Source organism: Peribacillus sp. YIM B13482 (assembly GCF_042787975.1).
GTDB classification, from domain to species: Bacteria; Bacillota; Bacilli; order Bacillales; family DSM-1321; genus Peribacillus; species Peribacillus simplex_A.
Genome location: NZ_JBHZPF010000008.1, coordinates 1 through 12,987, shown reverse-complemented (window position 1 = coordinate 12,987; position 12,987 = coordinate 1). Strand labels below are relative to the sequence as shown.

Here is a 12,987-nt window from a genome sequence, read left to right as displayed (position 1 = left end):
AGAGGGGTCCCCTAGGCTGAAAGGGACTGCAAGGTGAAGAGCAGCAGAAAGCTAGTCCTGAGAGCAGCTAATACCTGCCGTCATGCCGCGTTAAGGCTTTTATGAAGGTGATGGACATGGGATTTCCCTGCGTCCATAATCAGGGTGGTACCGCGAGTCAACTCTCGTCCCTGTTTTGGGGATGGGAGTTTTTTGTGTGCTCAAAATTACATAATTTTAAAAGGAGGATATATATATGAAGTATTTAACTGGTGCTCAAATCCGCCAAATGTATTTAGATTTTTTTAGTGAAAAAGGCCATAACATCGAACCAAGTGCGTCATTGGTTCCTCATGAAGATCCATCACTGCTTTGGATAAATTCAGGTGTCGCTACTTTAAAGAAATATTTTGATGGACGGGTGATTCCTGAAAATCCAAGGATTACAAATGCACAGAAGGCAATCCGTACAAACGATATTGAAAACGTAGGGAAAACTGCACGTCATCATACGTTTTTCGAAATGCTCGGTAACTTTTCCATTGGTGAATACTTCAAAGAAGAAGCCATCACATGGGCATGGGAGTTTTTGACGGATGAAAAATGGATTGGGTTCGACAAAGAGAAATTGGCTGTGACAATCCATCCTGAAGATGATGAAGCATTCGAACTCTGGAATAAAAAAATCGGTGTTCCTGCTGAAAGAATCATTCGTCTGGAAGAAAACTTCTGGGATATCGGTGAGGGTCCAAGCGGCCCGAATACAGAGATTTTCTATGACCGCGGACCAGCGTACGGCGATGATCCGAATGACCCGGAACTATATCCAGGCGGGGAAAATGAACGTCATCTAGAAGTCTGGAATCTTGTGTTTTCTCAATTCAACCATAATCCTGACGGCTCTTATACACCTCTTCCAAAGAAAAATATCGATACGGGCATGGGACTTGAACGTATGGCTTCCGTCGTTCAAGATGTGGCGACGAACTATGATACGGATTTATTCATGCCAATCATCCGGGCAGTCGAAGAAATCTCAGATGTGAAATATGGTGTCGATGCAGAAAAAGATGTTGCATTCAAAGTCATTGCCGACCATATTCGTACGGTAGCCTTTGCGGTAGGTGACGGGGCTCTTCCATCCAATGAAGGGCGCGGTTATGTATTACGCCGTTTGCTTCGAAGAGCGGTTCGTTATGCTAAGCAAATCAACATCAATCGTCCATTCATGTTCGAGCTTGTGACGGTCGTTGGCGAAATCATGAAAGACTTCTACCCTGAAGTCCTCAAGAATAAAGAGTTCATTGCAAAAGTTATCAAGAATGAAGAGGAACGCTTCCATGAAACTCTAAATGATGGACTGTCCATCCTTTCTGAAGTCATAAAAAAGGAAAAGGAAAAAGGCGGTACGACCATTCCGGGCAGTGATGCATTCCGTTTATATGACACATATGGTTTCCCGATCGAGTTAACGGAGGAATATGCAGAAGAAGAAGGCATGACGGTCGATCAAGCTGGATTTGAAAAAGAAATGGATGCACAGCGCGAACGTGCCCGTTCAGCGCGTCAAGATGTTGATTCCATGCAAATCCAAGGCGGGGTATTAGGAGATATTAAAGTTGAAAGTGAGTTTGTCGGCTATGATCAAGTTGCGATCGAAGCCAAAGTTTCTGCTATCATTAAAAATGGCGAGCTTGTAACGGACGCACAAGAAGGTGAGGAAGTTCAGGTAATACTGAACAGGACTCCTTTCTACGCGGAAAGCGGGGGTCAAATAGCTGATAAAGGAACGATGGCTAATGAATCCGTTAAGTTGGATGTCCATGATGTTCAAAAAGCTCCAAATGGCCAAAATCTGCACCGTGTAACTGTGGCTGCCGGCACTTTAATGTCAGGTTCCGATATCGTTGCTTCGGTAAATCATGAAAATCGCATCCATATCACGAAAAATCATACAGCGACACATCTTCTGCATCAGGCGTTGAAAGATGTGCTAGGTACACATGTCAATCAGGCAGGTTCACTCGTACAAGCTGAGCGCCTTCGCTTCGATTTCTCTCATTTTGGCCAGATAACGGCGGAAGAGATTGAGCGGATCGAAACGATTGTAAATGAAAAGATTTGGCAAAGCCTTCAAGTGAACACTGATTATAAAAACATTGAAGAAGCCAAAGCGATGGGCGCAATGGCCCTGTTCGGCGAAAAATACGGCAAGATTGTCCGTGTCGTGCAAATAGGCGATTATAGTCTTGAACTTTGCGGTGGAGTTCACGTCCCGAATACCGCGGTAATAGGCTTGTTCAAAATCGTTTCAGAAAGCGGCATCGGTGCGGGAACTCGCCGGATAGAAGCAGTAACGGGTGCAGGAGCATACAAATTGATGACTGATCAAATTGGTGTCTTGAAAGACGCGGCTGCTAAATTGAAAACGAACTTGAAAGATGTACCGTCAAGAATTGAAACGGTCTTGGCTGAAGTGAAGGATCTTCATCGTGAGAATGAAAGCCTGACTGCAAAATTAAGTAATATTGAAGCAGGAAGCCTTGTTTCTAACGTAAAAGACATAAATGGGGTTCAAGTATTGGTGGCAAAGGTTCAAGCTACCGACATGAATAATCTTCGTGCCATGGCGGATGATTTGAAACAAAAGCTCGATTCTGTCATTATCGTATTAGGATCGGCTCAAGGTGATAAAGTCAATTTGATTGCCGGAGTTACGAAGGATTATATCGATCGCGGTTTCCATGCAGGTAAATTGATCAAAGAAGTTGCTTCCCGTTGCGGCGGAGGCGGTGGCGGACGTCCAGATATGGCCCAAGCCGGCGGAAAAGACCCAGAAAAATTGGATGCAGCACTTAATTTTGTTGAAGAATGGGTCTTATCGATTTCATAATCAATGGAAAGTGTTGTACAATGTAGATATTAGTGGATTCTGGACGCTGAGGAGAGGTGCATGTTAATGAGTTCCTTTGATAAAACGATGAAATTTAATTTTCCCGAAGAACCATTCGAAAGAGATGTACAAGAAGTATTGTCTCAAGTGTATGTTGCACTTCAGGAAAAAGGTTATAACCCGATCAACCAGATTGTCGGTTATCTATTATCTGGTGACCCGGCCTATATCCCGCGCCATATGGATGCTCGAAACATTATTCGTAAGCTTGAACGCGATGAAATCATCGAAGAATTGGTTAAGTCGTATCTTAAGAACCATCGAGAGGAATACTAATGCGCACAATGGGACTTGATTTAGGTTCAAAAACCATCGGCGTTGCCGTGAGTGACGCGATGGGGTGGACTGCACAAGGATTGGAAACGATCAAAATTAACGAAGCTGGTAATGACTTCGGCTTTAAACGTCTCAATGAAATAATAAAAGAGCATGAAATTTCTAAAATTGTCCTAGGTTTACCTAAAAATATGAATGGAACCGTTGGACCGCGAGGCGAGATCAGTCAAGATTTCGCCAAACGATTAGAAAAAAAATTCAAGCTGCCTGTGTTTCTCTGGGATGAACGGTTGACAACTATGGCGGCTGAACGTGTCCTTCTTGAGGCGGACGTGAGCCGAAGCAAACGCAAGAAAGTCATTGATAAAATGGCAGCTGTCATGATTCTGCAAGGTTTCTTGGACAGACAAACAAATTCAATATGAGGTGGAATACAAATGGAACACGGCGAAAACAATATTACAGTAGTAGATGAAAACGGAAACGAGCAGCTTTGCGAAATCCTTTTCACATTCGACTCAGATAAATTCAACAAATCTTATGTACTTTATTATCCGATGTCTGCAGAAGATGAAGAGGAAGAAATTGAAATCCACGCTTCATCATTCGTACCAAGCGAAGATAATAAAGATGGTGAACTTACACCGATCGAAACCGAAGAAGAATGGGATCTGGTCGAAGAAATGTTAAATACATTCCTTGACCAAGAAGAAGCTGAAGAAGAATAAGATTAGAAATAACCGACCTCGATCAGGTCGGTTTTTTTCATTTATGTACCAGCAATTTATCTTTTCTCTACTAATAAAAGAATAAAAGTAGCGAGCGGACCCAAAAATAATGATAGCAAGAACCAATTCAACGCCGTTCTATTTTTACCTTGAGCAAGTCCGGCGTTTATGAGTGCCAATGTCCCCCACCCTACAAAATAAGAATTATCCAACTCCTTCACACCCTTCTTCAGCTTATAATTAATAATAGCATTCCTTCATGCGTATTCCAGTCATTTCCTGAAAATTCCTTACACATGCAGGGGGGAAAATTGGGGGCGTTTTTTAAGCTAAAGAGAGAAGATGTCACTATTTTCCTGGTGAATTACATCTGTATATTGACAAAACTAGTGCATTTTTGCCATAAATAGAGTAGAAATGAATGTAGTTTTGCAAAAACCATGTAATTATTTGTTGATTTTAGTATAATGTTCGAAGCAAAGTTTAATTAAAGAAAGCATCACCTAGAAACCATTCTGTAGTTGGTGTGAGTTTGCAGGGGGAATGAAAATGGATGAAAAAGATAAAAATCTATCTAAAAAGGAACATATCCGAATGAAATTGTTAGAACGGCAAGGAGAAGCCAAGCTGGTACGTAAAATCATCATGATTACGATAGCTTCGCTTATTTTATTAATTGGGATAGTTGGTCTTGTGGGCTTTTTATATATCAACTCAGCCATGAAACCAGTCGATCCTGATGATGACACCATCAAAAAAGTGAAAATCCCAATCGGATCTTCCGTGAACGAAATTTCAACACTGCTTGAAGAGCAAGGAATAATCAAGGACGCACGCGTATTCAAATATTATATTAAATTTCGGAATGAATCCGGTTTTCAGGCAGGTGAGTATAAATTGTCACCTTCCATGCCAATTGAAGATATTGTCACAAGCATCAAAACCGGGAAACTCATGAAAGAGGCTGCATTGAAGATAACGATTCCTGAAGGAAAGCAGCTTATCCAGATTGCCGATATCATTGCAGTGAAGACGGATGAAGATCCGAAAAAGGTCTTTAAGGAATTGAATGATAAGAAATTCGTTAAGTCCATGGAAAAGAAATTTCCGGAGCTCTTGACGTCGGAAATTGAAAATAAAAAGGTTTTATATCCACTTGAAGGGTACCTTTTCCCAGCTACATATGACTTTTATGAGAAAAAGCCGACATTGGAATCCATAGTCACCGAGATGCTGAAGAAAACGGAAGAGACATTGCAGGCATACGAGCCCCAGATGGACAAAAGCGATTATTCCGTACACCAGATGCTGACTTTCGCTTCGCTTGTCGAAGAAGAAGCCACGGCAAAAGTTGATCGCGGAAAGATAGCTTCCGTCTTTTATAATCGGATGAAGGAAGGTATGCCGCTTCAAACGGATCCGACCGTTCTGTATGCAAAAGGTTCACATAAGAGTAAGGTGTACTACAAAGACCTTGAGGTGAAGTCCCCGTATAATACGTATAAGAACAAGGGGCTGCCGCCAGGACCGATTGCCAATGCCGGAAAGACCTCGATTGATGCGGTTTTGAAACCTCAGAAAACGGATTTCCTATACTTTTTGGCAACACCTGAAGGGGAAGTCCTTTACTCCAAAACTTTGGATGACCATAATAACAAAAAGGCAGAGCATATTTCCAATAAATAAATAAAAAAATGGCAAAGCGACTGAGGGGGGAGAGATATTACTTTCCCCTTGTTTTTATGATAGAATAGTACAAGTGAATTTTAGATCCGATTTTTATCGGTGACGTAACTCGGCGAATGCCGGGTTTTATTTTGAAAGATAAGGAAATGTAGATCGTCAAGCATACTTGTTTCAGCTCCTTGTGAAAAATTGTAGGCATTTGAAGATGAAATCTTTTTTGACCGATCAATTTCTTCATGTACTGACCAAGCGCTTTCGTTTTTCTTATAATTGGAGGAAACGTTTTGAACGGAAAAATAGAACAATATCTTCATTCCTTAATTCCGGAGCGTACGGGTTTGATTAAGGAGTTGGAAGACTTTGCAATTGAAAATAGTGTGCCGATCATGGAGCCGGAAGGTATTGAGGTGCTGCTTCAGATTTTAAGGCTTCATCAGCCTAAGGCGATTCTGGAGGTAGGTTCGGCCATTGGCTATTCGGCCATAAGGATGGCTGAGACCCTTCCGGAGGCTCAAATCGTTACACTTGAACGAAATGAAGCCCGTATTGAGCAGGCAAGAACTAACTTCGAGAAGGCTGGACTGTCCAAAAGGATTACCCTCATTGAAGGTGATGCCCTTGAAGCGGGACCGAAAGTCATGGAACATGGTCCGTTTGATATCATCTTCGTTGATGCAGCTAAAGGGCAGTACAAGCGATTCTTTGAACTATTTGAACCAATGCTTGCAGATGCTGGCATTATCATTACGGATAATGTTTTATTTAAAGGATTGGTTGCCGAAAATATTGAAGAAATGGAAATGACGAGACGTAAGCGAGCTCTCATCAAAAAAATCAGAGACTTTAACATCTGGTTACATGACCATCCTCATTTCGATACCGTAATTTTGCCGATTGGTGATGGTGTGGCCATAAGTAAACATAGAGGTGACAAAAATGAAAAAACCTGAATTACTCGTGACTCCAACAAGTGTCAGTCATATAACAGAACTCATCGATGCAGGAGCAGACGCCTTCGTCATTGGCGAACAACGTTATGCCCTTAGGCTGGCAGGGGAGTTCAAACGTGAGGATGTCAAGAAGGCGATTGAGCTTGCACATGCCGCAGGCAAGAAAGTGTACGTGTCAATGAACGCCATTTTCCATAATGAAAAAGTGGACGAGCTTGAAGAGTATGTCACATTCCTTAAGCAGAATGGTGCTGACCGGATCATATTCGGTGATCCGGCAGTCTTAATGGCTGTCCGTGCCGCGGCACCTGATATGCCCCTGCACTGGAATACAGAGATGACGGTAACGAACTGGTACACATGTAATTATTGGGGAAAACGCGGTGCTGTCCGTGCCGTGGCTGCCCGTGAAATAAGCCTGGACGAGATAGTGGAAATGAAAGAAAATGCCGAAGTGGAGATTGAAGTGCAAGTGCACGGCATGACGTGTATGTTCCAATCCAAGCGTACGCTTCTGGGGAATTACTTTGAATACCAAGGCAAGGCATTGGAAGTGGAAAATCGGAAGGAACATAGAAATATGTTCTTGCATGATAAGGAACGTGAAAATAAATACCCGATTTATGAAGATGAAAATGGTACACATATCATGAGTCCCAATGATATGTGCATGATTGATGAACTTCAGGAATTGATTGAAGCGGAAATTGATTCCTTGAAAATCGAAGGGTTATTACAAACACCGGAATATACCATCGAGATGACAAAGTTATATCGGGAAGCGATTGACGTATGTGCAGATGACCCTGACCGTTATGATGATATGAAATCGGAACTATTTGAAAAGGTCAAAGCGGTTCAGCCGGATAGTCGTGAGTTGGATACAGGATTCTTCTTTAAAGAATCGGTTTATTAAAGAAAAGGGTAAGAGAAAGAGGAGGAATAGCCTTGAATGCTATTGCTGATAAAATTTCCAAGATCGTTGATGGAAAGAGAGTCATTGTAAAAAAACCGGAATTGCTGGCTCCGGCTGGCAACCTGGAAAAATTAAAAATCGCCGTCCATTACGGCGCGGATGCCGTATTCATTGGCGGGCAGGAATATGGTCTTCGTTCCAATGCAGGCAACTTCACGTTTGAGGAAATGAAGGAAGGCGTCGAATTCGCTAAAAAGTATGGTGCTAAAGTATATGTAACAACAAATATCTTCGCACATAATGAAAATATCGATGGTCTTGATGAATACCTGGAAGGTCTTCAGGAGGCTGGTGTTCATGGAATCATCGTCGCCGATCCATTAATCATCGAAACTTGTAAACGGGTCGCTCCTAACGTCGGAATCCATTTAAGCACACAGCAATCGCTGTCGAACTGGAAGGCTGTTCAGTACTGGAAAGAGGAAGGCCTGGAGCGCGTTGTTTTGGCACGTGAGACGAGTGCTGATGAAATCCGTGAAATGAAGGAGAAGGTCGATATCGAAATCGAGGCTTTCGTTCACGGGGCCATGTGCATTGCCTATTCTGGACGCTGCACCCTTTCGAACCATATGACGGCGCGTGATTCGAACCGTGGCGGCTGCTGTCAGTCATGCCGTTGGGATTACGATTTATATGAGTTGGATCAAGATGGGGAAAAGGCTCTATTCGATAAAGAAGATGCTCCATTCGCAATGAGTCCAAAAGACCTGAAGCTTATTGAATCCTTGCCAGGCATGATTGAAATTGGCATTGATAGCTTGAAAGTCGAAGGAAGAATGAAGTCCATTCATTATATTGCTACAGTTGTCAGTGTCTATCGTAAAGTGATTGATGCGTATTGTGCCGATCCGGACAATTTCAAGATTAAAAAAGAATGGCTTGAGGAGCTTGATAAGTGTGCAAACCGTGAGACGGCATCATCGTTCATGGAAGGGGAAATTCCTGGGTATAAACAGCAAATGTTCGGGAATCATACCGTAAAGACTCGCTTCGACTTCGCGGGATTGGTGCTTGAATATAACGAGGAAACTCAAATCGCCACCATGCAGCAACGTAACTTCTTCAAGCCTGGTGATGAAGTGGAGTTTTTTGGACCGGAAATCGAAAACTTCACTCAAAAAATCGGTACGATCTGGGATGAGTCAGGTAAGGAGCTGGAGGCAGCTCGCCATCCGCTTCAAATTGTCCGCATTCAAGTAGATAATCGAGTATATGTGAACAATATGATGCGGAAGGAGAATTGACATGACAAGGAAAAAACCAGTGGTCATCGGAGTTACCGGAGGGTCAGGATCAGGTAAAACAAGTGTTACCCGTTCCATTTTTGAATTCTTTCAAGGACATTCGATCTTGATGATCGAACAAGATTATTACTATAAAGATCAAAGTCATTTGCCTTTTGAAGAACGGTTGAAAACGAATTATGATCACCCTCTGGCATTTGATAATGATTTGTTAATCGATCACATTAACGCATTGCTGCGCTATGAAACGATAGAAAAACCAGTTTATGATTATTCGATCCATACACGTTCAGAAGAAGTCATCACAGTTGAGCCCCAGGATGTCATCATCCTTGAAGGGATTCTTGTGCTGGAGGATGAGCGCCTCCGGGATCTGATGGATATGAAACTGTATGTTGATACTGACGCAGACTTGCGGATACTCCGTCGGATGACCCGTGATATTAAAGAACGCGGCCGTTCCATAGATTCCGTCATCGATCAATACATCAGTGTCGTTCGCCCGATGCATAATCAATTCATAGAACCGACGAAGCGTTATGCCGATATCATCATTCCAGAAGGCGGTCAAAACCATGTGGCGATTGACCTTATGGTGACAAAAATAAGGGACATACTTGAAACATCATTGCTGTAACAACGTTTTAACAAAAATATTACCTGAAAATTGAATAGCAGCCCACTCTTTGCCCACCAAGTAAAGGATGTGGGCTGCAAAATCATTAACTTGCATAATTGATTTTATTTGTTTATTTATCTCTTTACTTATATGAGCGTATACGTTTAATGTAGCCTTTATAGATGCGTGTCCGACCCTTAATTGTATTCCTGGAACTGTTTCTTCGTTTTCTAATAATAAGGCCGTATGAGTGTGCCTGAGGCCGTGTGGAGTGATTTTGGGAACTCCTGCTTTTTTAAATAGTATTTAGTTGATACCCGAAATTCGAGCTGGGTCAGGTTTGTCCGGTTTATCGGAAAAGATAAAATTAAAATCCTTATGATTTCAATTGTTTAATTACTAGTGGCGGAATAGGCATCTTACGTTTTAGAGCTGATATATACTCATTTCTTAAGTCGTTTTTATGAAATAATGTCTTATTAACATTAAGAATCGCACTTTCAAAATCAATATCATCCCACTTTAACCAACAGCCTCACCAATCCTTAATCCAGAAAAGGCCAATACAAGAAATAAAGTTAATTCTTTTTTTGATTTCAACTTAAGCTCTCCTTTGCCCAATACCCTTTATTTCCTTCTCCAGTTTCAATGTATTTCTCTCTTGGTAATTTTGCCTCCACTATTTAATTTTCCACTGAACATTTCCTACTCTTTTCTTGATCACTTTTATGCTTATATTGTGGATTAATCGACGAGGGTCCCTTCGAATATCTTCATTACATTAATTAAATTTACTTACTTCAGGATTTTGTTTATAAAGGCTTTCTTATAAGGATATAGAAAAAACCCGAATAATAAGGGGACTTTTTTTACGTGTCCATTATTCGAGGATAGTACAAGACCGGAGGGGAGCTTTTCTTAATTCGTGTTCAAGGATTGAAAGGTAAATTTCTTTTTGAAAGGAGAATAAATGAATAGTAATTGGGAAATTATTCATTAAAAACAGGTATCTGCTCAGTTTATAAGTTTATTATAGATTGAAAGGCTACTCCCGCTGCAATAAATGAACCAATATGAAAAAAAGCAGTGCCCCCTAGTGTAAACAACCTCCCTATTCAATTTGCGAAATGTCGTTATATTATTGCCTCCAACATAGACTTTAATATGATTATACAGGCAAGATTTACTGTTGATGAAAATTGGGATAAACGTAGTTTTGTAAGAAAATCACTTCTCTTTTTAGGGATTCGGTAATTGAAATTAACGACTCCATATTCTGCTGTAATGAATTGATTTGTTTTTCCATTTTTCTTATTTTTCTACTTTGTTCCTTTGCTTCTTTTTCTGCTTGTTTCTCTACTAAAGCGGATTGTTCAATTTCAAGTGCAACACCTCCTGATGCAACCAAATCTCCAATGGTAACGATTATAGCTCCGACCAATGCTAATATAAATCCAGCATTAGACTCAGATTCTGCTTCTGATTTTGATTTTGATTTTGATGTATTTTTTGAGTTGTCAGTTACTCCTTCTTCAACTTCTTCAACTTCTTCTTCAATTTGTGCAACTTCTTGGGCCTCTAATGCAATTCCCAAAATAGTGAGAATGTTTCCTATGTTTACAATCATCGAACCAAAAAAACTAATCTTATCCCCAGCATGAGCAGGTAAGGAATACAATATATTATTTTCCTCAGGTCTTTGGTCCAAAGCTTCTCACCCTCTTGGTTGTGAATTTATTTTTTCAATTAAACACATTGTAATGTCAGTTAATGAGTCCTGAATCACTAAAAATTTGGAAATTTCCTCTTTAATATCATTTTCTTTTAAATCTGTGGGTACAACATTTTCTACCCTGGATATTAAACTATTTAGACAATCTAATATATCATTGAATGTTTTGATTAATAATTCATGTTCCGTTACTAAGATATATGGAGGGGAAATGGTCTCAAGAGATTGTAAACTGCTTTGACTTACACTTATCGCATTTTTTATATCTAAACAATATTGATTATAATCAGAAATGATTCCATTCGAATAAATAGGATAAATCATATTAGATACATATACTAAATTCCCTCCAACGAGATGGAGAGTTTGACCGTATTGCTTGAAACTTTTTCTCATTAGAATCCCCCCTTGATTAACCGAAAGACTTTGGGCTTATTACTTAAATAATGTATGTGAAAGTAAATAAAATGGTTCAATATAAAAGTAATGTTGGTAAATAATTAGACCTGTTAGAAAATCGATCTCTTTTTTGTCAGCACAACATACGCCCGCCGGTTAAAGTGAATTAGGTGGTATAAAAAAGGTGATTATATTCATGGCCCATGAAATCCACATCAAAATGCGAACTTGTCCATCAGTTTATTCACAATTCCATTAAAGTTCATGCATGGTTAACCCCGCTTTTCACCTTCATCGCGATTCCTATTCCCTGTATACATGTGAATGCTATTTTGTTAGCAGGATAATCAATACCTTATTACACTGTTTAATAATCTTCCAGAATTCCTGTATGGTTTCAGCTTTTCCGCAGAAGGAACTTACAGGTTCTATAAATACATCTAGAACCCAATGGGCTGTGTAATAAAGAATTTTCTCGAGAATTATCCACATGAGAGAATTGAGCAATGGCTTTACGTTTATTTTTTAATATTTTGTTTTAAGGCTGGACACTTTCACAGGGGGCTTGGGGGACATTTCATCTTTCAAAGGTTGAATAATGATGGCATTGGCTGTCAGCATCCTGTTTCTCTTCTTTGGAACTTTGCGGATCATGCCGAGGTCTTCAAGTTTTTTCATTAAACGTTTGCCTGTTTTATATGAAACTCCCAGGTTAAAAGCGATTGTATTTTTACACATGTAGCTCACACCGATTTGCTTGCAGCTGTGGCGTTTTAAAACCTCCAGTGAAGCCAATTAGTCTATCCTGTACGTCCGCGCGCTTAAGACGCACGTATAGTGTCTCTATAAGTAAGCACGTACTGCTTTATTCATTACTTCTCTTTCTGTGAAAGGTGATAGGTTTTTATATGATTCTTGATTGGATATTACATCGATTCGTTTCTTCATTAATATATTGTCTCGTGTTTGGAAATAAAAAAGCAACGTTCACCATAATGAATCATGGCAAACCATCAATTATACACGCTGTGCTCTTTTGTATATGGGGGAATGGTCTGCCCACCTATTGCCCACCGATTATCAATTCATATCTATAATCGTCTGAAAAGAAGAGGTAATTGGTGTTCATGAAACTTTGATGTATTGCATCTTGATTTAGATGGAATACTACCCCTTATCCCATATAACGTTTGACCTTATGGTGACAAAAATTCAAACAATCCTTGAACAAAAGTCTTTTTTGTAATAACATAGCATAAATAATGATATGTGCCATTTTCCTCCGTTTTTTAAAATAATCCCATTTATTTATTGGGAAAGACTGGACAAATGTTGGAAAACGCAATACTCTATTCTTGATACAGAACGAACCGGCTGCTCACCGCAGTCGGTTTATATACTAAGGAACGGATGTTTCTTAGTATCAATGCGCGTACTTTTTTATT

General features: G+C 40.2%; 14 protein-coding genes. 9 read left to right on the top strand and 5 right to left on the bottom strand.

What is annotated here, in order from left to right; translation table 11 throughout:
* The first annotated feature begins 235 nt into the window (after nucleotides 1-235).
* From alaS to ACFX4L_RS06405, 4 genes are all read left to right on the top strand, one after another.
* Nucleotides 236-2,872, top strand: coding sequence for an alanine--tRNA ligase (gene alaS, locus ACFX4L_RS06420; RefSeq protein ID WP_377385428.1), 2,637 nt, complete (start codon nucleotides 236-238; stop codon nucleotides 2,870-2,872).
* 66 nt (nucleotides 2,873-2,938) lie between these two features.
* Complete coding sequence (locus ACFX4L_RS06415) at nucleotides 2,939-3,208, top strand: IreB family regulatory phosphoprotein (RefSeq protein WP_034311358.1); 270 nt, start codon at nucleotides 2,939-2,941, stop codon at nucleotides 3,206-3,208.
* Nucleotides 3,208-3,633, top strand: a complete 426-nt coding sequence (gene ruvX / locus ACFX4L_RS06410; RefSeq protein ID WP_061464156.1) for a Holliday junction resolvase RuvX — start codon at nucleotides 3,208-3,210, stop codon at nucleotides 3,631-3,633. Before ACFX4L_RS06415 ends, ruvX begins: the two co-directional genes overlap by 1 nt.
* A gap of 12 nt (nucleotides 3,634-3,645) precedes the next feature.
* On the top strand, nucleotides 3,646-3,936 hold the full coding sequence (locus ACFX4L_RS06405) for a DUF1292 domain-containing protein (protein WP_034308630.1): 291 nt from the start codon (nucleotides 3,646-3,648) through the stop codon (nucleotides 3,934-3,936).
* 56 nt (nucleotides 3,937-3,992) lie between these two features.
* Here ACFX4L_RS06405 and ACFX4L_RS06400 read toward each other — a convergent pair whose 3' ends face one another.
* A complete protein-coding gene (locus tag ACFX4L_RS06400; RefSeq protein WP_284470178.1) occupies nucleotides 3,993-4,148 on the bottom strand; it encodes a hypothetical protein in 156 nt (51 codons plus the stop codon).
* 337 nt (nucleotides 4,149-4,485) lie between these two features.
* On the opposite strand from ACFX4L_RS06400, the gene mltG reads away from it, so the two are divergent.
* The 5 genes from mltG to udk all read left to right on the top strand — a co-directional run bounded on the left by mltG (nucleotide 4,486) and on the right by udk (nucleotide 9,429).
* Nucleotides 4,486-5,622 (top strand): endolytic transglycosylase MltG, encoded by a 1,137-nt coding sequence (mltG, locus tag ACFX4L_RS06395; RefSeq protein ID WP_377385432.1) that lies wholly within the window; start codon nucleotides 4,486-4,488, stop codon nucleotides 5,620-5,622.
* Between the two features lie 284 nt (nucleotides 5,623-5,906).
* Nucleotides 5,907-6,572: an O-methyltransferase gene (locus ACFX4L_RS06390; protein WP_176431778.1), complete on the top strand. Its 666-nt coding sequence runs from the start codon at nucleotides 5,907-5,909 to the stop codon at nucleotides 6,570-6,572.
* Complete coding sequence (locus ACFX4L_RS06385) at nucleotides 6,559-7,488, top strand: peptidase U32 family protein (protein ID WP_377404255.1); 930 nt, start codon at nucleotides 6,559-6,561, stop codon at nucleotides 7,486-7,488. Before ACFX4L_RS06390 ends, ACFX4L_RS06385 begins: the two co-directional genes overlap by 14 nt.
* Nucleotides 7,489-7,520: 32 nt before the next feature.
* The gene (locus ACFX4L_RS06380) at nucleotides 7,521-8,792 is read left to right on the top strand and encodes a peptidase U32 family protein (RefSeq protein WP_377404252.1); all 1,272 of its coding nucleotides are present in this window, start codon (nucleotides 7,521-7,523) and stop codon (nucleotides 8,790-8,792) included.
* A 1-nt stretch (nucleotide 8,793) separates the two neighbouring features.
* Entirely contained in the window at nucleotides 8,794-9,429 is a 636-nt protein-coding gene (gene udk, locus ACFX4L_RS06375) for a uridine kinase (RefSeq protein WP_061464150.1), read from the top strand.
* Here udk and ACFX4L_RS06370 read toward each other — a convergent pair.
* The 4 genes from ACFX4L_RS06370 to ACFX4L_RS06355 form a co-directional block, all read right to left on the bottom strand.
* Nucleotides 9,418-9,687 carry a tyrosine-type recombinase/integrase gene (locus tag ACFX4L_RS06370; RefSeq protein WP_377404397.1) on the bottom strand — a complete coding sequence of 90 codons (270 nt, stop codon included), beginning with the start codon at nucleotides 9,685-9,687 and terminating at the stop codon, nucleotides 9,418-9,420. The two genes, udk and ACFX4L_RS06370, sit on opposite strands and share 12 nt — an antisense overlap.
* Before the next feature lie 907 nt (nucleotides 9,688-10,594).
* Complete coding sequence (locus ACFX4L_RS06365) at nucleotides 10,595-11,119, bottom strand: hypothetical protein (RefSeq protein ID WP_377404249.1); 525 nt, start codon at nucleotides 11,117-11,119, stop codon at nucleotides 10,595-10,597.
* A 6-nt stretch (nucleotides 11,120-11,125) separates the two neighbouring features.
* Nucleotides 11,126-11,539: a hypothetical protein gene (locus tag ACFX4L_RS06360; protein WP_377404246.1), complete on the bottom strand. Its 414-nt coding sequence runs from the start codon at nucleotides 11,537-11,539 to the stop codon at nucleotides 11,126-11,128.
* Nucleotides 11,540-12,067: 528 nt separating this feature from the next.
* Nucleotides 12,068-12,280: a hypothetical protein gene (locus ACFX4L_RS06355; protein WP_377404243.1), complete on the bottom strand. Its 213-nt coding sequence runs from the start codon at nucleotides 12,278-12,280 to the stop codon at nucleotides 12,068-12,070.
* Nucleotides 12,281-12,987: the final 707 nt, after the last annotated feature.